This window comes from Planotetraspora phitsanulokensis (assembly GCF_016863295.1).
GTDB classification, from domain to species: Bacteria; Actinomycetota; Actinomycetes; order Streptosporangiales; family Streptosporangiaceae; genus Planotetraspora; species Planotetraspora phitsanulokensis.
This window is the reverse complement of sequence record NZ_BOOP01000006.1, coordinates 1-24740: the sequence shown is the minus strand read 5'-3', so window position 1 is coordinate 24740 and position 24740 is coordinate 1. Positions and strand designations below refer to the sequence as shown.

General features: G+C 71.3%; 20 protein-coding genes. 13 read left to right on the top strand and 7 right to left on the bottom strand.

Annotation, left to right across the window (positions count from 1 at the left end):
• Positions 1 to 3 precede the first annotated feature (3 nt).
• Both mmsA and chvE read right to left on the bottom strand, forming a co-directional pair.
• Positions 4 to 1533, bottom strand: coding sequence for a multiple monosaccharide ABC transporter ATP-binding protein (mmsA, locus tag Pph01_RS08445; protein WP_204072437.1), 1530 nt, complete (start codon positions 1531 to 1533; stop codon positions 4 to 6).
• Between the two features lie 72 nt (positions 1534 to 1605).
• Positions 1606 to 2736, bottom strand: coding sequence for a multiple monosaccharide ABC transporter substrate-binding protein (gene chvE / locus Pph01_RS08440; RefSeq protein ID WP_204072436.1), 1131 nt, complete (start codon positions 2734 to 2736; stop codon positions 1606 to 1608).
• Positions 2737 to 3050: 314 nt separating this feature from the next.
• Here chvE and Pph01_RS08435 point away from each other — a divergent pair, with 314 nt between their 5' ends.
• The 5 genes from Pph01_RS08435 to Pph01_RS08415 all read left to right on the top strand — a co-directional run bounded on the left by Pph01_RS08435 (position 3051) and on the right by Pph01_RS08415 (position 8902).
• On the top strand, positions 3051 to 4043 hold the full coding sequence (locus tag Pph01_RS08435; RefSeq protein WP_204072547.1) for a LacI family DNA-binding transcriptional regulator: 993 nt from the start codon (positions 3051 to 3053) through the stop codon (positions 4041 to 4043).
• A gap of 85 nt (positions 4044 to 4128) precedes the next feature.
• Positions 4129 to 5778: a ribulokinase gene (gene araB, locus Pph01_RS08430; RefSeq protein WP_239116523.1), complete on the top strand. Its 1650-nt coding sequence runs from the start codon at positions 4129 to 4131 to the stop codon at positions 5776 to 5778.
• A complete protein-coding gene (locus tag Pph01_RS08425; RefSeq protein WP_204072435.1) occupies positions 5775 to 6434 on the top strand; it encodes an L-ribulose-5-phosphate 4-epimerase in 660 nt (219 codons plus the stop codon). The genes araB and Pph01_RS08425 overlap by 4 nt, the downstream gene beginning before the upstream one ends.
• The gene (gene araA, locus Pph01_RS08420) at positions 6431 to 7912 is read left to right on the top strand and encodes an L-arabinose isomerase (protein ID WP_204072434.1); all 1482 of its coding nucleotides are present in this window, start codon (positions 6431 to 6433) and stop codon (positions 7910 to 7912) included. Before Pph01_RS08425 ends, araA begins: the two co-directional genes overlap by 4 nt.
• Before the next feature lie 168 nt (positions 7913 to 8080).
• Positions 8081 to 8902, top strand: a complete 822-nt coding sequence (locus Pph01_RS08415; protein ID WP_239116522.1) for a pentapeptide repeat-containing protein — start codon at positions 8081 to 8083, stop codon at positions 8900 to 8902.
• A gap of 21 nt (positions 8903 to 8923) precedes the next feature.
• Here the strand turns inward: Pph01_RS08415 and Pph01_RS08410 are convergent, their stop codons facing one another.
• Positions 8924 to 9730, bottom strand: coding sequence for an SDR family NAD(P)-dependent oxidoreductase (locus Pph01_RS08410; RefSeq protein WP_204072432.1), 807 nt, complete (start codon positions 9728 to 9730; stop codon positions 8924 to 8926).
• Between the two features lie 339 nt (positions 9731 to 10069).
• Between Pph01_RS08410 and Pph01_RS08405 the strand changes: the two genes are divergently transcribed.
• Positions 10070 to 10882 (top strand): putative protein N(5)-glutamine methyltransferase, encoded by an 813-nt coding sequence (locus tag Pph01_RS08405; RefSeq protein WP_204072431.1) that lies wholly within the window; start codon positions 10070 to 10072, stop codon positions 10880 to 10882.
• A 76-nt stretch (positions 10883 to 10958) separates the two neighbouring features.
• On the opposite strand, the gene Pph01_RS08400 is transcribed toward Pph01_RS08405, so the two are convergent.
• Complete coding sequence (locus tag Pph01_RS08400) at positions 10959 to 12374, bottom strand: carboxylesterase/lipase family protein (RefSeq protein WP_204072430.1); 1416 nt, start codon at positions 12372 to 12374, stop codon at positions 10959 to 10961.
• Positions 12375 to 12503: 129 nt separating this feature from the next.
• A complete protein-coding gene (locus Pph01_RS08395; RefSeq protein ID WP_204072429.1) occupies positions 12504 to 14096 on the bottom strand; it encodes an FAD-dependent oxidoreductase in 1593 nt (530 codons plus the stop codon).
• Between the two features lie 73 nt (positions 14097 to 14169).
• On the opposite strand from Pph01_RS08395, the gene Pph01_RS08390 reads away from it, so the two are divergent.
• From Pph01_RS08390 to Pph01_RS08360, 7 genes are all read left to right on the top strand, one after another.
• A complete protein-coding gene (locus Pph01_RS08390; RefSeq protein ID WP_204072428.1) occupies positions 14170 to 14856 on the top strand; it encodes a TetR/AcrR family transcriptional regulator in 687 nt (228 codons plus the stop codon).
• 339 nt (positions 14857 to 15195) lie between these two features.
• On the top strand, positions 15196 to 16560 hold the full coding sequence (locus Pph01_RS08385; RefSeq protein WP_204072427.1) for an FAD-binding oxidoreductase: 1365 nt from the start codon (positions 15196 to 15198) through the stop codon (positions 16558 to 16560).
• A gap of 325 nt (positions 16561 to 16885) precedes the next feature.
• Positions 16886 to 18358 (top strand): APC family permease, encoded by a 1473-nt coding sequence (locus Pph01_RS08380; RefSeq protein WP_204072426.1) that lies wholly within the window; start codon positions 16886 to 16888, stop codon positions 18356 to 18358.
• The gene (locus Pph01_RS08375; RefSeq protein ID WP_204072425.1) at positions 18355 to 18942 is read left to right on the top strand and encodes a GNAT family N-acetyltransferase; all 588 of its coding nucleotides are present in this window, start codon (positions 18355 to 18357) and stop codon (positions 18940 to 18942) included. The genes Pph01_RS08380 and Pph01_RS08375 overlap by 4 nt, the downstream gene beginning before the upstream one ends.
• 126 nt (positions 18943 to 19068) lie before the next feature.
• Positions 19069 to 19989 (top strand): SDR family NAD(P)-dependent oxidoreductase, encoded by a 921-nt coding sequence (locus Pph01_RS08370; RefSeq protein ID WP_204072424.1) that lies wholly within the window; start codon positions 19069 to 19071, stop codon positions 19987 to 19989.
• On the top strand, positions 19986 to 21170 hold the full coding sequence (locus Pph01_RS08365) for a diaminopropionate ammonia-lyase (protein ID WP_239116521.1): 1185 nt from the start codon (positions 19986 to 19988) through the stop codon (positions 21168 to 21170). The genes Pph01_RS08370 and Pph01_RS08365 overlap by 4 nt, the downstream gene beginning before the upstream one ends.
• An 18-nt stretch (positions 21171 to 21188) precedes the next feature.
• Complete coding sequence (locus Pph01_RS08360) at positions 21189 to 22337, top strand: ArgE/DapE family deacylase (protein WP_204072423.1); 1149 nt, start codon at positions 21189 to 21191, stop codon at positions 22335 to 22337.
• A gap of 3 nt (positions 22338 to 22340) precedes the next feature.
• Here the strand turns inward: Pph01_RS08360 and Pph01_RS08355 are convergent, their stop codons facing one another.
• Complete coding sequence (locus Pph01_RS08355; protein ID WP_204072422.1) at positions 22341 to 23117, bottom strand: ABC transporter permease subunit; 777 nt, start codon at positions 23115 to 23117, stop codon at positions 22341 to 22343.
• Positions 23114 to 24740 (bottom strand): ABC transporter permease subunit (locus Pph01_RS08350; RefSeq protein ID WP_308441885.1); only part of this gene is annotated, 1627 nt, incomplete at its 5' end. The genes Pph01_RS08355 and Pph01_RS08350, both read right to left, overlap by 4 nt.

Below are 24740 nucleotides of genomic sequence, written 5' to 3'. Positions count from 1 at the left end.
GATCTAGTCCAGTCCCTTCGTCATGTACTGCATGATCCGTTCCTGCGTCGCGTCGCCGCGCTGGACTTCACCGGTGATCCGGCCGGCCGACAGCGCGTAGATCCGGTCGCACAGACCCAGCAGCTCCGGCAGTTCCGACGAGATGACGAGGATGGCCTTGCCGGAGTCGGCGAGGCGGTTGATGATCGTGTAGATCTCGTACTTGGCACCGACGTCGATGCCGCGGGTCGGCTCGTCCAGGATGAGGACGTCCGCGTCCGTGAAGATCCACTTGGCCAGGACGACCTTCTGCTGATTGCCGCCGCTGAGCTTGCCGGTGACGCTCGAGACGCTGGGCGCCTTGATGTTCATGCTGCCGCGGTACTCGTCCGCGACGCGGTATTCCTCGTTGTCGTTGACCCATCCCCGGCGGGCGAGCTTCGACAGCGCGGCCGCCGAGACGTTGCGCTTGATGTCCTCGATCAGGTTGAGGCCGTACCGCTTGCGGTCCTCGGTGGCGTACGCGATGCCGTTCCGGATCGCCTCGCGCACCGTCCGCGCCTCGATCGGCTGTCCTTCTTTGAACAGGCGGCCCGAGATGTTGGTGCCGTAGGTGCGGCCGAAGACGCTCATCGCGAGCTCGGTGCGGCCGGCGCCCATGAGGCCGGCGAGGCCGACGATCTCGCCCTTCCGCAGCGTCATGTTGACGCCGGAGACGACCGCCCGGCCGCGCTGCGTCGGGCTGTAGACCGTCCAGTCCTCGATCCGCAGGGCCTCCTCGCCGATCTGCGGCTCGTGCGGCGGGAAGCGGTTCTCCAGGGCCCGGCCGACCATGCCGGCGATGATGCGGTCCTCGGTGACCTCGCCGGTCGCCATGTCGAGCGTCTGGATCGTGTGGCCGTCACGAAGGATGGTGATCGAGTCGGCGATCGCCATGACCTCGTTGAGCTTGTGCGAGATGATCACGCAGGTGATGCCCTCGTCCCGCAGGCCGCGCAGCAGGTCGAGCAGGTGCTCGGAGTCCTCGTCGTTCAGCGCGGCGGTGGGCTCGTCCAGGATGAGCAGCCGCACCTTCTTGGACAGCGCCTTGGCGATCTCCACGAGCTGCTGCTTGCCTACGCCGATGTCGGAGATCGTGGTGACCGGGTTCTCCCGCAGGCCGACACGGTCGAGGAGAGCCGCGGCCTCCGCGTTGGTGCGGTTCCAGTCGATCAGACCGCGCGAGGCCTGCTCGTTGCCGAGGAAGATGTTCTCCGCGATCGACAGCTGCGGGGCAAGCGCCAGTTCCTGGTGGATGATGACGATCCCGCGGTGCTCACTGTCGCGGATGTCGGAGAAGTGGCAGGGCTCCCCGTCGAAGGAGATCTCGCCCTCGTACGACCCGTGGGGGTAGACCCCGGACAGGACCTTCATGAGGGTCGACTTGCCGGCGCCGTTCTCTCCGCAGATCGCGTGGATCTCGCCCCGCCGCACGGAGAGGTTCACGTCCTGGAGCGCCTTGACTCCGGGGAACGTCTTGGTGATCCCGCGCATCCGCAGGATGTCATCGGTCATTTGTCGCTCATGGCCTCTCGGTGAGCTGTGAAGGAGGTGCGGCCCCCGTCAAGGGCCGCACCTCGTTACGGGTCAGCCGCCGAGCTGGGCCTGGGTGTAGTAACCGGTGTCGACGACTTCCTTCTGGTAGTTCGTCTTGTTCACGATCACCGGCTCCAGCAGGTACGACGGGACGACCTTGTTGCCGTTGTCGTAGTCCTTGGTGTTGTTGACTTCAGGCGTGGCGCCCTTGAGTACGCTATCCGCCATTTTGACCGTGACGTCCGCCAGCTGGCGGGTGTCCTTGTAAATGGTGGAGTACTGCTCGCCCGCGATGATCGACTTGACCGAGGCGAGCTCGGCGTCCTGGCCGGTCACGATCGGGTACGGCTGGTCGGCCGTGCCGTAGCCGTTGCTCTTCAGCGCGGACAGGATGCCGATCGACAGGCCGTCGTAGGGCGACAGGACGCCGTCGACCTTCGTGCCGCCGCTGTAGGTCTTGGTGAGCAGGTCCTCCATGCGCTTCTGCGCCGTGGCGGGGTCCCACCGGAGGATGGCGACGGTCTTGAAGTCCGTCTGGCCGCTCTTCACGACGAGCGTCTTGTTGTCGATGAGCGGCTGGAGCACCGACATGGCGCCGTTGAAGAAGAACGTCGCGTTGTTGTCGTCGGGGGAGCCGCCGAACAGCTCGATGTTGAAGGGGCCCTTCGCGGAGCCGTCCGAGCCGTCCTCGTTCTTCAGCTTCAGTCCGACCAGCAGCGAGGTGGCCTGCTGGACGCCGACCTTGAAGTTGTCGAAGGTCGCGTAGTAGTCGACGTTCGGGCTGTTGCGGATCAGCCGGTCGTAGGCGATGACCGGGATCTTCTTGTCCGCGGCCTCCTGCAGCTGCGTGGTGATCGCGGTGCCGTCGATCGAGGCGATGATCAGAAGCTTGGCGCCCTTGGTGATCTGGTTCTCGATCTGGTTGACCTGAGTCGGGATGTCGTTCTCCGCGTACTGCAGGTCGACCTTGTAACCGAGCTTCTCCAGACCCGCCTTGACGTTGTCGCCGTCGTGGATCCAGCGCTCCGAAGACTTGGTCGGCATCGTGACGCCCACGAGGGCGCCGGTGTTGTCGCCGGACGTGGCCTGTGTGTCGACCGTCTTCTCGCTGGAACCGCACGCCGACGCGAGCACAGCGAGGGCCACGGCGGGGACCACCGCCGCCAATCGTCGAAATCTCATTTTCTCTCCTTGCGCATGGGGGTGGCCGGATGCGGCACGAGGAGACGCGGACCCGGAGGGAGTTCGCAAAGGCAGAGCTCAGCCCGGGCAGTCGTCTGACCCTGAGTTCGGTAGTGTTATCGCTAACATTCTCACTGTCAATAGAAGCCGATAACGTCGCCGTAACAAGGGGCATTCGCCAGTGTAAGGTGGCCGTTACCGGAACGTAACAAAAACCCTTCTTGACGCTGGCGGTTGTTAACGCTCACAGTCGTTCTCTGAGAAGAAGGAGAGGAGTGCGCGTGGGATCAAGCACGGGGGGACGCCCACCGGTGATGGCCGATGTGGCCAAGGCCGCGGGCGTGTCGCACCAGACCGTCTCCCGGGTGCTCAACGACCACCCGAACGTGCGGGCCGAGACGCGTTCCCGCGTCCTGGAGGCGATCGACCTGCTCGGCTACCGCCGCAACATGGTCGCGCGCGCCCTGGTGACCCGGCACTCGCGCACGCTGGGCGTCGTGAGTTTCGACACCACCCTGTACGGCCCGGCGAGCACCGTCTACGGCATCGAGCAGGCTGCCAGGGACGCGGGATATTTCGTCAGCATCGTGAGCCTCCGCACGATCGACCGGGCCGGTGTGCGCGACGCCATCAACTACCTGATCGAGCAGGGCGTCGACGGCATCGTCGTGGTCGCCCCGCAGAGGTCGGCGGCCGGCGCGCTCGAAGACCTGTCGCCCGGGATCCCGATCGTGGCGGTGGAGGGCGGGCACTCCGTCCAGGTCCCGGTCGTCTGCGTCGACCAGGCCGAAGGCGCCAGGCTGGCCACGGACCACCTGCTGAAGCTCGGCCACGAGACGGTGTGGCACATAAGGGGACCGCAGGACTGGCTGGAGGCCGAGGGACGGGTCGAGGGCTGGCGCGGCGCCCTGTCCGCCGCGGGGCGGGACATACCCGAGGTCCTGTCCGGCGACTGGAGCCCGCGCTCGGGCTACGAGGCCGGCAAGCTCCTGGCCGGCATGGCCGGAGAGGTCACCGCCGTCTTCGTGGCCAACGACCAGATGTCCCTCGGCGTGCTGCGGGCCTTCACAGAAGAAGGCGTGCGGGTGCCGGAACAGATCAGCATCGTGGGATTCGACGACATCCCGGAGTCGGAGTTCTTCTCCCCGCCGCTCACCACCGTCAGGCAGGACTTCGGAGCAGTGGGCCGGCACAGCATCGACGTGCTTCTCGGGCAGCTCGAGGAGGGCGCGGCGAAGGTGCTGGAGCGTTTCGTCGTGCCGCCCGACCTCGTCGTCCGGGGGAGCAGCGCTCCGCCGGGCGCATAGACCCCCGTCCGGCTTCCCCGCGCCGCCACCCGGAGCACCCGGAACGCGGCGCCGGCCGTACCCCCGTCCCCCCGTTGGAGTTGAAGTGAGCGATAACAACGACCGCTACGTGATCGGTGTCGACTTCGGCACCTTGTCCGGACGCGCCGTCGTCGTTCGGGTGAGCGACGGCGCCGAACTGGGCAGTGCCGTCCACGAATACACGCACGCCGTGATCGAGGAGAGGCTGCCGGGCACCGCGATCCGGCTCGGGCCCGACTGGGCCCTCCAGTCGCCCGAGGACTGGCGCGACGTCCTGCGCGTCGCGGTGCCGAAGGCGCTGGCCGTCGCGGGCGTCTCCGCCTCCGACGTGATCGGCATCGGCACCGACTTCACCGCGTGCACGATGTTGCCGACCACCGCCGACGGCGTTCCCCTCAGCGAGCTGCACCCCGACCGTCCCCACGCGTGGCCGAAGCTCTGGAAGCACCACGCCGCCCAGCCCCAGGCCGACCGGATCAACGCCGTCGCCGCCGAACGGGGCGAGACGTGGCTGCCGCGCTATGGCGGCAAGATCTCCTCGGAATGGGAGTTCGCGAAGGCGCTGCAGGTCCTCGAGGAGGACCCGGAGACCTACCACGCCGCGGCCCGCTGGATCGAGGCGGCCGACTGGATCGTCTGGCAGCTCACCGGTGTGGAGTCCCGCAACGTCTGCACCGCGGGATACAAGGGCATCCACCAGGACGGCCGCTACCCCGCCGAAGGCTTCCTGACCGCGCTGCACCCCGACTTCGGCGGCTTCCCCGCCACGCTCGGTCAGGAGCTCGCCCCGCTCGGAGGCCTCGCGGGCCGCCTGAGCGAGGAGGCGGCCCGCTGGACCAAGCTGCCCGAGGGCATCGCCGTCTCCGTCGGCAACGTCGACGCGCACGTCACCGCCGCCGCGGCCGATGCCGTACGGCCGGGCCAGATGGTCGCCATCATGGGGACCTCGACCTGCCACATCATGCCGTCCGACGAACTCGCCGAGGTTCCCGGCATGTGCGGCGTGGTGCGCGACGGCATCGTGCCGGGCCTGTGGGGGTACGAGGCCGGGCAGTCGGCCGTGGGCGACATCTTCGCCTGGTTCGTCGAGACGTCGGTGCCCGCCTCCTACGCCGAGAGCGCCGCCGAGGCGGGCATCAGCGTCCACGAATACCTGACCTCGCTCGCCGAGCGGCAGGCGGTGGGCGCGCACGGGCTCGTCGCGCTCGACTGGCAGGGCGGGAACCGTTCGGTGCTGGTCGACCACAACCTGTCCGGCGTGATCGTCGGCCAGACCCTCGCCACCAGGCCGGAGGACGTCTACCGCGCGCTGATCGAGGCGACCGCCTTCGGCGCCCGCGTCATCGTGGAGACCTTCGAGGCGGCGGGAGTGCCGGTCGGCGAGTTCGTCGTCGCGGGCGGGCTGCTGAAGAACTCCTTCCTCATGCAGGTCTACAGCGACGTCCTGCGCCGTCCCCTGTCGGCGATCGGATCCGAGCAGGGGCCCGCTCTGGGCTCGGCCATCCACGCCGCGGTGGCGGCCGGGGCGTACGCCGACATCACCGAGGCCGCGGCGGCGATGGGCAAGCGCACCCCGAACGCCTACGTCCCCGACGCCGGACGGGCGGACGCATACGACCGGCTGTACGCCGAGTACCGCCGGCTGCACGACCACTTCGCGGACGGCGGGCTGCTGCACCGTCTCCGCGCGATCAGAAACGAGGCCACGGCATGATCGAGCAGCTCCGGGAGGCCGTCTGCGGCCTGCACGCCGAGCTGGTGCGCTACAACCTGGTCGCCTGGACGGCAGGTAACGTCTCCGGCCGCGTGCCGGGCGAGGACCTGTTCGTCATCAAGCCGAGCGGCGTCTCCTACGACGACCTCACCCCGGCGTCGATGGTCGTCTGCGACCTCGACGGCAACGTCGTCGAGGGCGAGCACGCCCCGTCCAGCGACACCGCCGCGCACGCGTACGTGTACCGCCACATGCCGGAGGTCGGCGGAGTGGTGCACACCCATTCGACGTACGCCTCGGCCTGGGCCGCACGGGGAGAGCCGATCCCGTGCGTGCTCACCGCGATGGCCGACGAGTTCGGCGGCGAGATCCCCATCGGGCCGTTCGCGCTCATCGGCGGAGACGACATCGGCCGCGGGATCGTCGCAGTCCTCTCCGGCCACCGCTCGCCCGCCGTCCTCATGCAGAACCACGGGGTCTTCACCATCGGCGCCTCGGCGAAGGCGGCGGTCAAGGCCGCCGTGATGTGCGAGGACGTGGCCAGGACCGTGCACGTGTCCCGGCAGCTCGGCGAGCCCCTGCCGATCAAACAGGACGACGTCGATCGTCTGTACGACCGCTACCAGAACGTCTATGGGCAGAGGAGCTCGCGTTGAAGATCTGGTTTCTGACCGGCAGCCAGGGCCTGTACGGTGAGGACACCCTCCGCCAGGTCGCCGAGCAGTCCCGGCGGATCGCCGAGGAGCTGAACGACGCGCTGCCCGTCGAAGTGGTGTGGATGCCCGTCCTCACCGGCGCGGGCGCGATCCGCAGGCTCTGCCTCGAGGCCAACGCCGACGACGAGTGCGTCGGGCTGATCGCCTGGATGCACACGTTCTCGCCCGCCAAGATGTGGATCGCCGGGCTCGACGCCCTCACCAAGCCCCTGGTGCACCTCCACACCCAGGCCAACCGTGAGCTCCCGTGGAGCTCCATCGACATGGACTTCATGAACCTGAACCAGGCCGCCCACGGCGACCGGGAGTTCGGTTACATGCAGACCAGGCTGGGCGTGGCACGCAAGACCGTCGCCGGGCACGTCAGCGACCCGACGGTGGCGGCGCGGATCGGCGCCTGGGCGCGAGCGGCGGCGGGCCGGGCCGAGGTGGCCTCCCTGAAGCTCGCCAGGTTCGGCGACAACATGCGCGACGTGGCCGTCACCGAAGGCGACAAGGTCGAGGCCCAGATCACGTTCGGCGTCTCGGTCAACACCTACGGCGTCAACGAGCTGGTCGAGGCCGTCGACGCCGCGGCGGACGCGGACGTGACGGCGCTGGTGAAGGAGTACGAGGAGCTCTACCAGGTCGCGCCAGAGCTGCGCGCCGGGGGAGAGCGGCACGACTCCCTGCGCTACGCCGCCCGCATCGAGCTGGGCCTTCGCGGGTTCCTCGACGCCGGCGGATTCAAGGCCTTCACCACCAACTTCGAGGACCTGGGCGGCCTGCGGCAGCTGCCGGGCCTGGCCGTACAGCGCCTGATGGCCGACGGCTACGGCTTCGGCGGCGAGGGCGACTGGAAGACCTCGGTGCTGCTGCGCACGCTCAAGAAGACGGCCGAGGGGGTGCCCGGCGGCACGTCCTTCATGGAGGACTACACCTACCACCTGACGCCGGGCGAGGAGCTCATCCTCGGGGCCCACATGCTGGAGGTCTGTCCGTCCATCGCCACCGGCACCCCGTCCTGCGAGATCCACCCGCTGGGCATCGGCGGCAGGGAGGACCCGGTCCGGCTCGTCTTCGACGCCGCGCCCGGCCCGGCGGTGGTCGTCGGCCTGGCCGACATGGGTGAGCGGTTCCGGCTGGTGGCCAACGAGATCGACGTCGTGGCGCCGCTGGAGCCGCTGCCGCGGCTTCCCGTCGCCCGTGCGGTCTGGCGTCCCCGTCCCGACCTGCGCACCTCGACGGAGTCCTGGCTGACCGCCGGCGGCCCGCATCACACGGTGCTGTCCGCAGCGATCGGCGCTGAGGAGCTCACCGACCTGTCCGAGATGCTCGGCGTGGAGCTGGTCATGATCGACGCCGACACGACCTCCCGCGCGCTGGCCAAGGAACTGCGCTGGAACCAGGCCTACTACCGCCTCGCCCGAGGCTTCTGACCGGCGGGTATCCGCCACCTCCAGGGGCGCCGGCCAAGCCGGCGACGGCGCCCCAGCCGGGCAGGGGACGCCGTTGTGGACACGGCGCCCCTGCCCGTCCCCGTTCGTGGGACTGGGACAATGGTGTTCCATCTTCAGCGCCGCGTTCGGAACGGGGAGCATCACACGGTGTCAGACAAGTCCGGGACACAGGTCCGCCGTGAGCTGCAGGCGGACTGCGGAAACTGCTTCGCCCTCTGCTGCGTCGCGCTGCCGTTCGCGGCGTCGTCGGACTTCGCGATCACCAAGAAGGCGGGAGACCCCTGCCCCAACCTGAAGGCCGACTTCCGCTGCGGCGTCCACTCCGAACTGCGGCAGCGGGGGTTCTCCGGCTGCACCGTCTTCGACTGCTTCGGCGCCGGGCAGAAGGTCTCCCAGGTCACCTTCGAGGGACGGGACTGGCGGGGGACACCCGGTACGGCCCGCCAGATGTTCGCCGTCTTCCCCGTCATGCGGCAGCTCCATGAGCTCCTCTGGTACCTCGCCGAGGCGCTGACCCTGCCCCCGGCCCGGGCCGTCCACGACGACCTGCGTGAGGCGTTCGAAGAGACCGAGCGCCTCACCCTCGGCGGTCCGGAGGAGCTCACGGGACTGGACGTCGCCGCGCATCGGGACCGTGTCAACGCCCTGCTACTGCGCACGAGCGAGCTCGTCCGGGCCGGGGTCCCCGGGCGGAAGAAGAACCGCAGAGGAGCGGATCTCATCGGGGCGAACCTGAAGGGCGCCGACCTGCGCGGCGCCAACCTCCGCGGCGCCTACCTCATCGCGGCCGACCTCAGGAACGCGGACCTGAGATCGGCCGACCTGATCGGCGCCGACCTCCGCGACGCCGACCTGAGCGGGGCCGACCTGACGGGCGGCATCTTCCTCACCCAGTCGCAGCTCAACGCCGCGAGAGGCGACGCGGCGACCAGGCTGCCGGGTGGCCTGGTCCGCCCCGCCCACTGGTAGCCCCGTCGTGGAGCCGGCCGGTCAGATCTCCTTGAGGAATCCGCCGTCGACGGCGAAGTCCGCGCCGGTCGTGCTCCCCGAACGCGGCGAGACGAGCAGGGCGATCACGTCGGCCACCTCCTGGGGTTCGACGAGCCGCCCGGTCGACAGCTTCATCATCTCCGGCGCGACGACGTCCATCACGGTGTCGCGGTCGGTGCCCGCCTGGGCGGCGATGATGTCGGCCGCGCCGCCCTCCTCGGTCCACCACGCCGTCCGCACGGGACCCGGAGAGACGGTGTTCACCCGGACGCCCTGCGGGGCGAACTCCTCCGACAGCACCTTGGTCAGGTTGTTCAGTGCCGCCTTGGCCGCGTTGTAGTCGACGTTCATCGGGGCGGGCTGCCGGGCGCTCCCCGACGAGACGTTGACGATCGAACCCCCGCCACGGCTGAGCATCGCCGGGATCGCGGCACGGACGGCGCGGACGGCCGAGAACAGGTTGAACTCGAACATCACCCGCCAGTCCTCGTCCGTGGGGGCGAGGAACGACATGCGCGGCAGGGCCACGCCGGGAGGCGGACCGCCGGCGTTGTTCACCAGGATGTCGAGCCCGCCCCACTCCTCCACCGCCCGTGCCACGACCTGGCCGGGCGCCTCGGCGTCCATCAGGTCGACCGGCACGTGAACCAGCGAGTCGCCGCCGAGCGCCTCCAGTTCCGGAGTGATCTTGCGCGAGGCGGCCACGACGCGCACACCCTCGGCGAGCAACGTGCGGGTGACGGCCAGGCCGATGCCCTTGGAGGCGCCGGTGACGACCGCGACACGGCCGGAAAGCTGCAGATCCATTGAGGTCCCTTTCCTCATCGGCCCCCTCCGGACCCGGAAGGGGATCTTCATGAGGGAAACCTAGGACGGACGTACGCTCCGGGCCCGGCGGGCATCGGACCGGTAATCGCGGCGGGATTCGGACCGGCAATCCCTCGTGAGCAGGCGTCATGCCGGGAATGGGGCCGCGGGATCCGGCGCCTTCGACGGGCTCTGGTAGCGTTGCGGCGATCGCAGGACCGTCCGAGGAGGTGAGACCCATTACCGCTGTAGCAGGTCGGGTGCTCTCTCACGCGGACGCACGGTCACCCGAGGGCAGGTGACCGAGGGAGCCCCATCGGCATCCCGAAAGGCTCCCCAATGTCGGCTTCTCCCTCTTCGCTTTCTCTTTCCGCCATCGTCACCAGGCTTCGCGCCGCCGGTTGCGTCTTCGCCGAGGACGAGGCGGAGCTGATCGTCTCCACGGCCCGGGCACCCGGCGACGTCGCCGCCATGGTCGACCGGAGGGTCGCTGGACTTCCCCTCGAGCACGTCCTCGGCTGGGCGGAGTTCTACGGGCTGCGCGTGGCCGTGCAGCCCGGGGTGTTCGTGCCTCGTCCCCGCACCGAGTTCCTCATCCGCCAGGCCGCCGCCCTGGCCCCTCCTGAGGCCGTCATCGTCGACCTGTGTTGTGGATCAGGGGCGATGGCCGCCGCGCTGGCGGCGACCCTGGACCGGCCCGAGGTGCACGCCGCGGACATCGACCCGGTCGCGGTGCGGTGCGCCCGGCGCAATCTCGCGCCCTACGGCGGCCGGGTGCACGAAGGCGACCTCTACGAGCCGCTGCCGGCCGCCCTGCGAGGTCGCGTCGACGTGCTGGTCGCCAGCCCGCCCTACGTGCCCACCGGCGCGATCGGGCTGCTGCCTCCCGAGGCGCGCGTCCACGAGCCGCACAGGGCGCTCGACGGCGGCGCGGACGGGCTCGACGTCGTCCGGAGGGTGGTCGCCGGGGCCGCGTCGTGGCTGGCGCCGGGCGGACATCTGCTCGTCGAGACGAGCGAGCAGCAGGCGCGGACGACCGCCGAGGCCGTCGCACGCGGCGGCCTGGTGCCGCGGGTGGCGGCGTCGGGCGACCTGGACGCCACCGCCGTCATCGGCACCAGGCCCGCGCTCCACGACGGGTCCGGCGGCTGAGCCGCCGGAATGGGCGGCGTCGCGCCGCCCCCGCCAGGCGGGAGCCGGCCGCGGGAGTCACCGGCCGGCGCGGGCGTCAGGAACCCGACCAGATCTCGGCCGAGGCGGCCAGGGGATAGGGGACGTCGGACGGCGGGACATCCCAGATCCGGGTGCGGCGGTCTTGGAGGTCGAAGCGCGGCCAGCCCGGGTCGCCGGTGGCGGCGAAGGCCGTCCAGGCCCTCCTGATGTGCTCCGACAGCACGGCGAAGTCGGCGGGCGGCGGCGAGCCGAGAAGCCAGGCGGCCATGGGGCTGTCGCCGTCCCCGAAGGCGAACGGCACGTCGAGGGCGTGGCAGGCGCCGAAGGCGGGGCTGCGCCAGGCGAAGTCGTAGAGCCAGGTGCGCCCGCCCGCCCGTGCGTGCGCCTCGGCCACCCAGGTCGACGGCATGCGGAACAGCGCGTCGGACATCATCACCGAGAACAGGGCGGCATCGTCATGGCCGGGATGAGCGGCGCGATAGGCGTCGACCGCGCCGGGCCCGAGATCGAACGACGCGGCGACGGCCGCGAGATCGATGGCGGTCGTGTCGGCGGCCGAAGCGAACAGCTGGAACTCCTCGTGGGTGAACCCGCAGATGAGATCCACGTCGCGGCCGTCGCCGATCGCCTCCCAGGGCTGGCCCGCGACCAACTCGCCGTCGATGACCGGGCCGAAGGGCGTGATGCCCGCGTCGTGTCCCGGCAGGCGCACATCCTGGACCCGCAGGATCGCCTCGGGGGCTAGCCCCGCGAAGCCCTCCCACGTGGGCTCGGCCCCGGCCTCCGCCGCGATGAGCGCGGTGACCTGCTCGGCCTCCTCCTCCGCGAGCGAGCCGGCCGGCACACTCTGCGCGATCGCCCTCCGGAACAGGCCGCGAGCGGCGGGCGCGGCGGCGAGCACGGCCACCGAGCCCGCACCCGCGGACTCGCCGAAGACGGTGACGTTGCCGGGGTCGCCGCCGAACGCCGCGATCTCGGCCTGCACCCATTCCAGAGCGGCGATCTGGTCGAGCAGGCCGCGGTTGGCCGGGGTCCCCGGCAGGCGGCCGAAGCCCTCGAACCCGACGCGGTAGTTGAACGTGACCACCACGACCCCGGCGCGGGCGAGCCTGGCGCCGTCGTATCCGGGCTGGGAGGCGGAGCCCGACTGCCACGCGCCGCCGTAGATCCAGACCATTACGGGCAGATCCGCGGCGCCCGGACCGGGTGTCCAGACGTTCACCGTCAGGCAGTCGAGCCCGTCGCGGGGCCGCCAGATCTCGGGCATCCCCGCCAGGGGCGGAGACTGGGGCGGCGCGGACCCGAACTCGAGGGCGTCCCTGACGTCGTCCCAGGATTTCGCGCGGACCGGCGCGCGGAAACGCAGCGGCCCTTCCGGCGCGGCCGCGAAGGGGACTCCCCGGAAGACGACGACGCCGTCCCGGGAGGCGCCACGCACCCTCCCGGCGGAGGTCCTCACCACCGCGTCCATCCGCTCCTCGCTTCCACATGCCGACCTGGGCGGACGGCCGTCCGAAATGGGGGAGCCCTTCTACCGCGAGGCTACGGCATGGCCGGGGCTCGGCTACGTGGCGCACCCGCGTGCGCACCCTCCGTGTGATCAGATGCGGGGTTCCGGTGCGCCGAGCCAGGTGCGGAGCGCCCCCTCGGCGGACGCGGGGTCAGGGACGCCGTCGGCGGCCCAGGCGATGTGACCATCGGGACGTACCAGCATCGAAGGGCCCGGCTTCGCCGTGATCACGGTCATGCGATTCGCCCATGAGCCCGCCAGCGCCGGCAGGTCGCGGTCGTCCTCTCCCGTCACCAGCAGCGCCCGGCCGGTGCGGCAGTGCTCGGCCAGGCGTGTACCGTCCGGGAGGGACAGGTCCGGCGCCGGAAGCCCGATCAGGGGGTGATCGCCGGGGAGGTCGTAGCCCCGTCCGATGCCCGAGATCTGCTTGAGCACGTAGGTCGCCCCGCAGGTGGTGTCCAGCAGTTCCCCCATCACCTTCCGCAGCGCCGCGGTGCGGGCGTCGACCCGGCCCAGGGCGCTCTGGGCGTCGCTCCACCCCTGCACCCAGGCCCCGACGGGGTGCCGCTCGGCCGTGTAGGTGTCGAGCAGGTCGTCGGGCGCCCATCCCCGCACCGTGGCCGCCAGCTTCCACCCGAGGTTCATCGCGTCGCCGATGCCGAGGTTGAGCCCCTGCCCGCCGGCCGGGGAGTGGATGTGCGCGGCGTCGCCGGCCAGCAGCACCCTGCCCCGGCGGTACGTCGCGGCCTGCCGGGTGGCGTCGGTGTAACGGGTGCCCACGAGCACCTCGGCGATCTCGACGTCGACGCCCGACACGCGCAGCAGGCTCGCCCGCATCTCCTCGGCGGTCACCGGGGTGTCCCTGTCGTGGACCTGCCCGTACTCCACGGTGTGGACCCGCCCGGGGACGGGCCCGTGGACGTACGCGCCCGCCGCCGTACGGACCCAGTCGCCGACAGGCAGCCGGGCCGGGCCGGCGAGCTCCACCATGGCCTGGCGGCCGACGAACTCTCCGTCGGTGCCCGGGAAGGCGAACCCCGCCAGCGCGCGCACCGTGCTGCGGCCCCCGTCGCATCCGGCCAGCCAGCCGGCGCGGACGACCTCGCCCCCGGCCAACACGTTCACTCCGTCCGCGTCCGCTTCCAGGCCGGTCAGCGGCGTGCCCCGCCGGATCTCGACGCCCAGCGAGGCCGCCCGGCGGGACAGGATCTCCTCCAGGGCGAGCTGGCTGATCGCCCCGCCGCCCAGAGTGTGGCCCGCGAGGACCCGGTCGGCGGGGTCGAGCCGGTCGGCGCGGATCGGGATGCCGGCGAAGTGTCCCGCGAACGTCGGGGTGTCCGGCGTCGTGAGGAGCGCGGCCCGGTCCTGTTCGGCGTCCGCTCGCCGGTCACGCGGAGCACCGGTCCGCGACTCGGCGGCGGACCGGGCGGCTCGGAGGGCCTCGGGGTCCGGCTCGTACCACCACAACGCGGCCTCGCGCACCGCCTCCAGCAGGCCGCGCCTGTGGAACGCGTCCGCCGAGGGCGCGTTGATCGACCTGGCTCCCATCGCGCCGGCTCTGAGCGCGTGGTCCGGTTCCGCCTTGCGCTCGAGCACCAGCACCGACACCCCGGCCAGCCGCAGCTCGCACGCGAGCATCAGGCCCACCGGTCCCGCACCCGCCACCACGACATCGACATCCATCCCGACCCCCAAAACCAGGAACAGTGTTCGCAGTTATTGGGATGACCATAGACCACTGCGTACACTGCTCGCAATGGAATCGATCTGGGCCCGGCCGGAACAGGCCGCACGCGGTCCCCGTCCCGCGCACAGCCGCGCCGCCGTCGCGGCCGCCGCCGTACGCCTCGCCGACGCCGAGGGCATCGACGCCGTGTCCATGCGCAGGGTCGCCGCCGAGCTGGGCGCCGGCACCACGTCCCTCTACCGCTACCTGTCCAGCAAGGACGACCTGCTCGACCTCATGGTCGACGCCGTCCTGCGGGAGCAGCCGCCCCCCGAGCCCACCGGCGACCGGCGGTCCGACCTGAGAACCCTCGCCGACGCCACGCGTGCGGTCATGCTCCGCCACCCCTGGCTCGCGGCCGTTCAGGCATCGAGGCCCAACATCGGGCCCGGCAGTCTGCACTGGATGGAGACCTGGCTGACCGCCGTCGACGGTCTGGGGCTCGACGCCGACGAGATGCTCACCGCCGTCGGCACCCTGCAGCTCTTCATCACGGGGGCCGTGCTGGGCGAGCTGGCCGTGCGGGCCTCGGGCTTCGACATGAACCGCTGGATGGCCGAGCAGGGGTCCTACGGGGACGCCATCGTGGCGGGCGACCGCTATCCGCGGGTCGCCCACGTGATGCGCGAGGCCAGGGGGCCGCATGCCGGCGACCGCGCCGAACGGACGTTCGCGCAGGGAGTCGAGCGCATCCTGGACGGCATCGTCACCGGCTGACCGCCCCCGACCGGGGATGATCGCCCCGAAAGCCCCGAAAGCCCCGAAAGCCTCGAAAGCCTCGATCGCCACGGAGGGCTCCGTGGTCGCAAGCGAGTACGTCCGCGGACTTCTGCATGGTCACCATTGCCTGCGTCGCAGGTCAGCGGGCATTCCTCCGAATCCCTGCATGATCACGCCGGAAGAGTCCGCAGGTAGACAGGTGTGGGCCCGAACTTGTGCATGATCACGCTGAAGGTGAGGGAAGAAATGTCACCTTGTGATCAGAGTCGGACTCTATTTAAGTTAACCCGGGTCTGCTCAACAGAGTGGTCATCACCAGCGTAGGGGGAACAACCCATGGACACCCGGCTCCTGCCTGTGACAACCGAACTCGCGCGGCGTCTCGGTCACCATCGTGTCCTCGTCGAGGGTGCTCCGTTCGACGACGCGATCCGCATCTGGAACCACGGGGTCGGTCACCGGCCCGCGGGCGTCGCGCGCTGCGCGACGCCCGACGACGTCAGCGCGGCCGTCACCGTGGCCGGAGCCCACGGACTGCCGTTATCCGTCCGCGGAGGCGGGCACGACTGGGCCGGTCGCTCGATCCGTGACGGGGGCCTGGTCGTCTCCCTGTCGGACATGCGCTCCGTACACGTCGACCCGGAACGGCGGGTCGCCGTCGTCGGCGGCGGAGCCACGTCGGCCGACGTAATCGCCGCGACGAGCCCGTACGGCCTGGTGGCCGCGACCGGGACGGCGGGAGGCGTCGGCATGGCCGGGCTGACGCTCGGGGGCGGATACGGTCCGCTCTCGGGTGTCCACGGCCTCGCGCTGGACAACCTCCTCGCCGCCGACGTGGTTCTCGCCGACGGCACCCAGGTGCGGGCGGACCCCGAGCACGACGCCGACCTGCTCTGGGCGCTCCGCGGAGGCGGCGGGAACTTCGGCGTCGTCACCTCGCTCCACGTCCGGCTGCACCCGCTGGAGTCGATCCTGACCGGATTCGTGCTCTTCTCGTGGCGGCAGGCCGGATCGGTGTGGGCGGGGCTCCGCGAACTGCTGGCCGAGGCGCCGGACGAGCTCACCGTGCAGAGCGGGGTCTTCTCCGGACCCGACGGTTCACCGGTGATGCTGCTCTCGCCGGCCTGGGCCGGTGAGCCGGAGACCGGACGGCAGTGGACGGCCCGCCTCGAAGGCCTCGGGGACGTGCTCATGTCCCAGGTGGACGTGATGCCATACGCGACGGCGCTCACGCTGGTCGAGGCGCAGATGGTGGACGGGAGCCACTACACGATCCGGACGCGGACGGTCGCCGATTTCACCCCCGAGGTCGTGGCGGCGCTCGTCGAGGCCGGGGACACCAGGACCTCGCCGTTCTCGGGCACCCCGATCCACCACTTCCACGGCGCCGCCACCCGGGTCGCGCCGGACGCGACCGCCTTCGCCAACCGGGACGCGCACTTCGTCGTGGAGATCGTCGCAGGCTGGCGGCCCGACGACGCCGACCCCGAGCGGCACGTGGCGTGGACCGACTCCGTCTCGGCGGCCCTCGCTCCGGTCGCGTCGCCGGGGGGTTACGTCAATCTGCTGGGTCCCGACGCCGGCGCCCAGATCGACGAGGCGTACGGCGCCAACGCCTCGCGTCTCATGGAACTGAAGCGCCGCTACGACCCGTCCGGCGTCTTCTCCGCGACCCCGCTGCCGGAGGCCGTTCATCGGTGAGACGCCGTGCGTCCGATGATGATCAAGTCGGCCGCGCCACAGGGGGCAGGGGGTTTACGGCAGGGTTCCGTTCACTGATGACAGGCGCACGAATTCGCTTTACGATCACCAACCGTGACGGAGGCTGATCTTGCGGGTCGCCGGTCGGCCGGCGATCCCGCTTCTCCTCAGGCATGGCGACATGACGGGGCGGGCGAGACGGAACCCGTGGCCGATCGGCCGCGGGCCGGCTCGCCCATCTCCATCGTCGTCATCCCGGCGCCGCTTCAGGAGCTGATCGCTCAGACAGCATGAACCCACCCCCCACCCCTCCGGGAGTTCCCTGATGTCCCAAACAGAGCAAAGGCCGGTCGCCGCATCGTCGGCGCTGGCCGAAGACCGCCTCGGCATTCCCTCCGTCGTCTTCTTCGTCATCTCCGCGGCCGCGCCGCTGACCGTCGTCGCCGGTGTGGTGACCACCGCGTACGCCGCCACGGGCGTGAAGGGCGTGCCCCTGGCCTTCGTCCTGCTCGGGGCCATCCTGGCGGTCTTCGCCATCGGCTACGTGACGATGGCCCGCCACGTCGTCAACGCCGGGGCGTTCTACGCCTACACCGCCAAGGGGCTCGGCCGCCCGGTGGGCGTGGCCACCGCCTGGGTCGCGCTCCTGGCCTACAACGCCCTGCAGGTGGGCCTCTACGGCGTGATCGGCTCGGCGACCCAGCCGCTGCTGACCGACTGGTTCGGCATCACTCCCGACTGGTGGCTGATCGCACTGGTCCTCTGGGCGCTGACCGGATTCCTCGGCCTCCTGCGGGTCGACGTGAACGGCAAGGTGCTGTCGGTCCTGCTGGTGACCGAGATCGCCGTCATCGTCGTCTTCGACATCGCCGACCTGCTGCACCCGGCCGCCTCCGGCTACAGCCTCGACGTCTTCAGCCCCTCGAGCCTGTTCGTGCCCGGCATCGGCGGGGTGGTCGCGATCTGCGTGGCCGCCTTCTCGGGCTTCGAGTCCTCCGTCGTGTTCTCGGAGGAGACCAAGGACCCCAGGCGAACGGTGCCGATCGCGACCTACGTCGCGCTGGCCATCATCGCCGGGCTGTACGCGCTGTCCTCATGGGCGATGACCGTTCCCGTCGGCTCGGACAAGGTCGCCGACGCCTCACGTGAGCAGGGACCGGGGCTGCTGTTCGGCCTGGCGGGCGAACACCTGGGGTCGACCGTCGCGACGATCGGCTCCGTCCTGTTCGTCACGAGCGTCATCGCGGCGCTGATCGCCTTCCACAACACGATCGCCCGCTACATCTTCGCCCTCGGCCGGGAGAGGGTGCTGCCGCCCGCCTTCGGCCGCACCTCCCAGCCGACCGGCGCCCCGGCCATCGGCTCGATCACGCAGAGCGTGGTCGGCGTTGCCGTCATCGCGGTCTACGCCGCCACCGGCGCGGACCCGCTCGTCCAGCTCTTCTTCACCGTCGGGTCCTTCGGCGGCCTGGGGATCCTGCTGCTGCTCGCGGCCACCTCCGTCGCCGTGTTCGCCTACTTCGCCAAGAACCCCGGCACCGAGAGCGCCTGGCGGACCCGGATCGCCCCGGCGATCTCCGCCGTCCTGCTGCTCGTCGTCCTCGCGCTCGCCCTGGTCAACTTCGACACCGTGCTGGGTGTGGCTCCGGACTCCCTGCTCCGATGGGTCCTTCCCGGCGTATATCTCGTCGCCATCGTGGTGGGCGTCGTGTGGGGGCTGGCGCTGCGGGGTAGCCGTCCCGACGTTTACGCCAACATCGGCCTGGGCGCCGAGGTGACCACCGAGGAGACGCGATGACGACAGGCATCGTCCGCATCGACAACACCGCCGGAGCCGCCGAGGAGGTCGGCGCGGTCATCGGCGAGTCCTTCCACGACCTGGAGGTGTCCGCCTGGATCGTCCCGCCGGAGGACGACCGCCGGCAGGTGCTGCCCGCCTTCTTCTCCCTGCTCACCGAGCACGCTCTGGCCGGCGGAGACGTGTACGCGATGGACGACATGTCGGCCGTCGCGGTCTGGTTCCGCAGCGAGGTGCCGACCCCGCCCGGCATCCCCGAGCGCATCGCGACCTTCGCGGGCGGGCACGCCGAGCGGCTGGGTCAGTTGGACGAGGAGATGGCCAAGCACCACCCGCACGACCCGCATCACTATCTGTCGTTCCTGGCGGTGCTCCCCGACCGGCAGAACGAGGGGCTGGGCAGCCGGCTGCTCGCCGACCACCATGCCAGGCTCGACGAGGCCGGAATCGCGGCCTACCTGGAGGCCAGCAACGCCCGCAGCCGGGAGCTCTACCTCCGGCACGGATATCACGACCTCGGCTCACCGATGATCCTGCCCGACGGGCCGCCGATGTTCCCGATGTGGCGGCCGCCGAACCCCTGATGAGGAGCCGCACCGCCGCCGCGGGCCCGCCCTGGGGGAGGGCCCGCGGCGGCGCATCCTGTCCCTGCCGGTACCAGTGCCGGCAGGGGCTTAATGACGGTGACGAAACACGGCATCGTCGCCCCCATGACTGAAATCCCGCAGACCCCATTCGGATTCACCTCGACCACGGACGACGTCCTGGCCGGCGTGGACCTTTCCGGCACCCGCGCCCTGGTCACCGGCGCCTCATCGGGCGTCGGCGTGGAGACCGCTCGCGCCCTGGCCGGCGCCGGAGCCTCCGTCGTCCTCGGCGTGCGGGACGTCGACGCGGGCAGGCGGACCGCCACCCGGATCTCCGAGTCGACGGGCAACCCGGCCGTCGGCGTCGGCCGCCTCGACCTCGCCGACCTCGGTTCCGTCCGCGCGTTCGCCGCCGCCTGGGACGGGCCGCTGCACATCCTCGTCAACAACGCGGGGATCATGGCGCTGCCGGAGCTGACCCGCACTCCGCAGGGCCGGGAGATGCAGTTCGCCGTCAACTTCCTCGGGCACTTCGCCCTCACCCTGGGGTTGCACGACGCGCTCGCCCGGGCCGAGGGCGCCCGCGTCGTCTCGGTCAGCTCGAACGCCCACCTGTACGCGCCGGTGGTCTTCGACGATCTCGACTACCGCTTCCGGCTCTACCACCCGATCGGGGCGTACGGAGAGTCGAAGACGGCCGCCGTGCTGCTGGCGGTCGAAGCGACCCGGCGGTGGTCCGGCAACGGCGTCCTGGCCAACGCCGTGCACCCCGGCGCCATCGCCACCAACCTCCAGAAGCACACCGGCGGACTCCAGACCCCGCCTGAGCGCCGCAAGAGCGTGGGGCAGGGCGCGGCGACGTCGGTGCTGGTGGCGGCCTCGCCGCTCCTCGCCGGTGTGGGTGGCCGCTACTTCGAGGACTGCGCCGAGTCGCCGGTGGTGCACGAGCGTCCGCCGCTGTTCGGCGGCGGCGTTGCTCCGTTCGCCCTGGATCCCGCCAACGCCGAGCGGCTGTGGGAGACCGCCCTGACCCTTCTGGCGTGACCAGGGCCATCGATGAGCCGGCATCGAAGATCACAGTTGTGCTCGTCCGCTGGACGCACGGCAGGGCGCAGGGGCACCGTGTACAGGTGATCCCTTCCACCGGTGTGCGGCGCGGCCTCCCGTGGTTCGCGCGGCCGGAGGCCCGTCTGTGGACCTGCGCCGCGGCCCCGGCCGAGGTGCGGGACTTCCACACGTCGCTCCCGGAATACGCGCCCACCCCGCTGACTGAGCTTCCGTCCCTCGCCGGCGAGCTCGGTGTTGGAAGGGTGTTCGTCAAGGACGAGTCGCTGCGGCTGGGTCTGCCCGCGTTCAAGGCGCTGGGGGCGTCCTGGGCGATCCACCGGGTGTCGTCGGATCGGCCGCCTGGCGCCCGGATCAGGCTGGTCACCGCCACCGACGGCAACCACGGCCGGGCGGTGGCCCGGATGGCCCGGGTGTGGGGGCACTCCGCGCATGTCTTCGTCCCCGACGGCGTGCACGAGTCGGCCATGTCCGCCATCCACGCGGAGGGCGCACTGATCGAGCGGGTCCGGGGGAGCTACGACGAGGCCGTACGGCAGGCGGCCCGATCCGCCGACGAGCCGGACGCCGTGCTGGTCCAGGACATGGCATGGCCCGGCTACGAGAAGATCCCCGGGTGGATCGTCGAGGGCTACTCCACCCTCTTCGCCGAGATCGACGCGCAGATGGGCGGTGTGGGGTCGCCGGACCTGGTGGTCGTCCCGGCCGGAGTGGGGTCGCTGGCCCAGGCCGCCGTCACCCACTACCGCAGCCGCCCGGTGTCCCGCCCCGCTCCCGCCGTGCTGACGGTGGAACCCGACACCGCCGCCTGCGTCCTCGCGAGCCTGACCGCGGGCGAGCCCGTGGAAGTGGAGACGGGGACGACGACCATGGCGGGCCTGAACTGCGGGACGGTCTCCAGCCTCGCCTGGCCGTACCTCCGTGACGGTCTGGACGCCGCGGTCGCGGTCACCGACGCCGCCTGCGCGGCCGCGGCCCGCACCCTGAGGTCGCTCGGCGTGCCCTGCGGTCCGTGCGGCGCCGCGTCCCTGGCCGGTGTGCGCGCCGCGCTCACCGGCACCGGGGACGCGGAGCGCCGTGCCGCCCTGGCCGCGGGACCGGACACGGTCGTGGTGCTGCTCAGCACCGAGGGCGCCACCGCCAATCCGCACGTCATCTGATCCGAAGGAGCCCAGGCGATGCCGCCGATCAGCCCGGACCCGGTGCCGCTCCTCGCGCGGCTCATCGGCATCGATTCCGTCAACCCCGATCTGGTGCCCGGAGGCGCGGGCGAAGGCCGAATCGCCGACTTCTGCGCCGGCTGGCTCGCGCCACGCGGCTTCGAGGTGCACCGGCTGGAAAGGCGGCCGGGACGACCCTCGCTGGTCGCGGTCGCCCGGGGCACCGGCGGAGGTCGTTCACTCATGCTGAACGGCCATCTCGACACCGTCGGCCTCGGCGGCTACGACGGCGATCCGCTCGAGCCGGAGACCCGCGACGGCGGCATGTTCGGGCGGGGCGCCTTCGACATGAAGGGCGGGATCGCGGCCATGATGACGGCCGCCGCCCGCGCCGTCGAGCGGGGCCCGCTGCGCGGAGACGTCATCCTCGCGTGCGTCGCCGACGAGGAACACGGCAGCTCCGGCACCGAGGAGGTGCTGGAGGCCTTCACCGCCGACGCGGCCGTCGTCACCGAGCCGAGCCACCTCGAGGTGACCCTCGCGCACAAGGGCTTCGCCTGGTTCGAGGTCGAGATCCAGGGCCGCGCCGCCCACGGCTCCCGGCCCGACCTCGGCGTCGACGCCATCGCCAAGGCGGGCCACTTCCTCATCGCCCTCGAGGAGTGGGGCCGCCTCCTCGAACGGGCGCCGCATCCTCGCCTCGGACCGGGCACCGTGCACGCCTCCCTGATCCGCGGAGGCGAGGAGGCCTCCACGTATCCGGCGTCATGCCGGATCACCGTCGAGCGCCGCACGTTGCCGGGGGAGAGCGCCGACAGCGTGCACGCCGAACTCACCGCCATCCTCGACGGCCTGGCCTCCGGCGTCCCCGACTTCCGCTACCGGCTGCACCGTGATCTGCACCGCGAGCCGTTCGAAGCCGACCCCGAGGCGACCATCGTGCGCACGCTGACACGACATGCCGAAGCGGTCCTCGGGCGGCCGCCCGTGATCCGTGCCGAACCCTTCTGGACCGACTGCGCCCTGCTGGACCGCGCCGGAATCCCCTGCCTGCTCTTCGGCGTCGACGGCGGGGGAGCGCACTCCGCGACCGAATGGGTCGACGTCGTCTCGCTGCACCAGGTCACCGACGTTCTCACCCGCACCGTCTCGGACTTCTGCTCCTGATGTTCACGCGTCGCGCCGCCGCAGGAGCAGCCCGCCTCCCAGGAGCGCCGCGGCGGCCCACGCGGCCAGTACGCCGAGGCCCGCCCACGGGCTGAGAGGCAGGCCGGACAGACGGGTGGTGGCCTGGATGGTGAGCCCGGCGTTCATCGGCGAGATCTGCCACAGGAGCCGCTGCCAGTCCTGGTCGGAGACCACGAGGATGACGATCGGGAAGAGATAGAGCAGGCCGAGCACGACCCCGACGGCCGCCGCGGAGTCCCGTACGGCGGTGGCCACGCCGAGGCTGAGCAGGGCGACCAGCACGAGATAGAGGACCGAGCCGGCGGCCGCGCGGAGCATCGGCCCGTCGGCCAGGGACGGGAGCGGGTGGCCGTGGGCGGAGGTGAAGCCGTTGCCGGGCAGGATGAGCCGTCCGGCCAGCACGGACGCGAGCACGGCGAGGGTTCCCGCGGCGAGCGTGAGCGCGGTGAGGACGGCCGCCTTGGCGGTGAGGACGGCGGCCCGGCGCGGCATCGCGGACAGAGTCGTGCGGATCATGCCGGTGCCGTACTCGCCGGTGATCGCCAGCACGCCCAGGACGGCGACGGCCCCCTGGCCGGCTTGGACTCCGAAGAGGCTGATCTTGGCGGTGTCGTAGCCGCAGCCCGCCGCCGGGCAGGACACCATGGCGGCCGCCGCGGCGCTCATGGCGACGGTCAGCGCGACGATCCCGAGCAGCAGGGGGCCGGTGCCGGCCATGGTCCACAGCTTGGTCCATTCCGCGTGCGTCTCCCGTCTCATGCGTCCGCCCTTCGCAACCGGAGGAGCGCCAGGCCGAGGGCCACCGCGGTGTATCCGCACAGCACGGCGAGACCGGCCCACGGGGCGAGCGGGTAGTAGCCCGCCTGCGGCGCGTAGTGGCCGAGGACGTGGGCGTACTCGGGAACGCTCTGCTGGATGGCGAAACCCGCCGCCGGCGTCAGCCGCAGCAGCCACTGCGCCGCGCTGTCGGGCAGGACGGAGGTGGTCGCGAGGACGTGGGGCACGACGATCACCGCGGCAGTGGTGACGACCGCCGCGACGCCGCGCCGGAACACGACGCCGAGGGCGAGGGCGAGCACGGCGGCGACGGCGAGGAGCGCCGCGACGCCGACGAGGACGCGCGCTTCGGTGAGCGGGGTGACCGGGAGGATGTAGTTCCCGTTGGACCGCAGGATCGGCGCGCCGAGCATGACCGTCAGCACGACCGCGGGCAGCGCGGCGCAGAAGGTGACCGCGCCGATCACCAGTGCCTTGGCCGCCAGAACGCGGCCGCGCCGTGGTTCGGCGAGCAGGGTGGTGCGGATCAGGCCGCGGCGATACTCGGCGGTGACGAACATCACCGCAACGACGATCACCAGGATGATCCCGGTGAGCGCGCCGGTGAGCGTGCGCTCGATGGTCTGACCGTCCATCCGCGGCGCGATGTCGCCGCTTCCGGACACCGTGAACGTGCCGCCGGACTCCTGCACGCCGTTCGGGCGGTGGAAGCGTTCCCAGTCGGTCATGCCGCCGGCTCCCACGACGTCGCGGCTCCATGCGCCGGGGGGCGCGTCGCCCCGCAGGTCGACGTGGTCGAAGACGGCGCTGGCCTGGGTGAAGCGAACCTGCTCGATGCTTCCGCCGAGATCGGCCTGCTTCACCGTCAGGTCACCGGGGGAGGTGACGAAGAGCCCCACCTGGACCGTGGACGGCAGGCCGGTCAGCTGAGCCGTGCCGATCTCGGTCCACCGCGTGCCGTCGGCCGACTCGTAGCCGGTGAGCGTGTCGCCGGAGCGGATCAGGCGCAGCCAGCGCGGGGACCGCGCCGAGACGCCGCCCGGATGGCCGGCCGTGTCCTGGGTGAAGTTGTGCTGCATCCGCACCCCGTGGGCGCCGGTGACCATCACCGCCGCGTAGGCCGATCCCTGCCGGGTGGACTCCTTGATGATGATTCCGGCCTTCGCCCACGGCACGACGCCGGGGACGATCTCGTCGTGGTCGGGCGGGGGATAGGTGATGATGCCGGTCAGTGAGGTCACGCGGACGGTGATGCCGCCGTCGCCGGCCAGCGGCCGGTGCATGAAGGTGAACGCGTCCGCCACCGCCTCGCCGTCCGGCCCGACCGGGATGGCGGGACAGGCCGTCTCGCCCGGGCCGCTGCACGAAGCGTGGTTGCCCGATGCGGACAGCAGCCCGAGCAGCACGATGACCAGCGCCGCGGCCACCATGCCGATCACCCAGCCGCGTACGGTGCGGAACTTGGTCCACTCGGCGCGCAGCAGGTGCGCGAAGTCGCGGCGCCCGGCCCGCTGATCGGAGCGCTCCGGGGCGGCGATGCCGGCGCTCATCGTGCCGCCCTCTTTCCCGTGCCGGTTCCCGCCCCGGTCTGCGCGGCGGGTTCCG

Bases quoted from the DNA above. Each gene is read 5' to 3' on its own strand.
- mmsA (WP_204072437.1), bottom strand. From the start codon at position 1,533: ATGACCGATGACATCCTGCGGATGCGCGGGATCACCAAGACGTTCCCC.
- chvE (WP_204072436.1), bottom strand. From the start codon at position 2,736: ATGAGATTTCGACGATTGGCGGCGGTGGTCCCCGCCGTGGCCCTCGCT.
- Pph01_RS08435 (WP_204072547.1), top strand. From the start codon at position 3,051: ATGGCCGATGTGGCCAAGGCCGCGGGCGTGTCGCACCAGACCGTCTCC.
- Pph01_RS08425 (WP_204072435.1), top strand. From the start codon at position 5,775: ATGATCGAGCAGCTCCGGGAGGCCGTCTGCGGCCTGCACGCCGAGCTG.
- Pph01_RS08410 (WP_204072432.1), bottom strand. From the start codon at position 9,730: ATGGATCTGCAGCTTTCCGGCCGTGTCGCGGTCGTCACCGGCGCCTCC.
- Pph01_RS08405 (WP_204072431.1), top strand. From the start codon at position 10,070: ATGTCGGCTTCTCCCTCTTCGCTTTCTCTTTCCGCCATCGTCACCAGG.
- Pph01_RS08400 (WP_204072430.1), bottom strand. From the start codon at position 12,374: ATGGACGCGGTGGTGAGGACCTCCGCCGGGAGGGTGCGTGGCGCCTCC.
- Pph01_RS08395 (WP_204072429.1), bottom strand. From the start codon at position 14,096: ATGGATGTCGATGTCGTGGTGGCGGGTGCGGGACCGGTGGGCCTGATG.
- Pph01_RS08390 (WP_204072428.1), top strand. From the start codon at position 14,170: ATGGAATCGATCTGGGCCCGGCCGGAACAGGCCGCACGCGGTCCCCGT.
- Pph01_RS08385 (WP_204072427.1), top strand. From the start codon at position 15,196: ATGGACACCCGGCTCCTGCCTGTGACAACCGAACTCGCGCGGCGTCTC.
- Pph01_RS08380 (WP_204072426.1), top strand. From the start codon at position 16,886: ATGTCCCAAACAGAGCAAAGGCCGGTCGCCGCATCGTCGGCGCTGGCC.
- Pph01_RS08375 (WP_204072425.1), top strand. From the start codon at position 18,355: ATGACGACAGGCATCGTCCGCATCGACAACACCGCCGGAGCCGCCGAG.
- Pph01_RS08370 (WP_204072424.1), top strand. From the start codon at position 19,069: ATGACTGAAATCCCGCAGACCCCATTCGGATTCACCTCGACCACGGAC.
- Pph01_RS08360 (WP_204072423.1), top strand. From the start codon at position 21,189: ATGCCGCCGATCAGCCCGGACCCGGTGCCGCTCCTCGCGCGGCTCATC.
- Pph01_RS08355 (WP_204072422.1), bottom strand. From the start codon at position 23,117: ATGAGACGGGAGACGCACGCGGAATGGACCAAGCTGTGGACCATGGCC.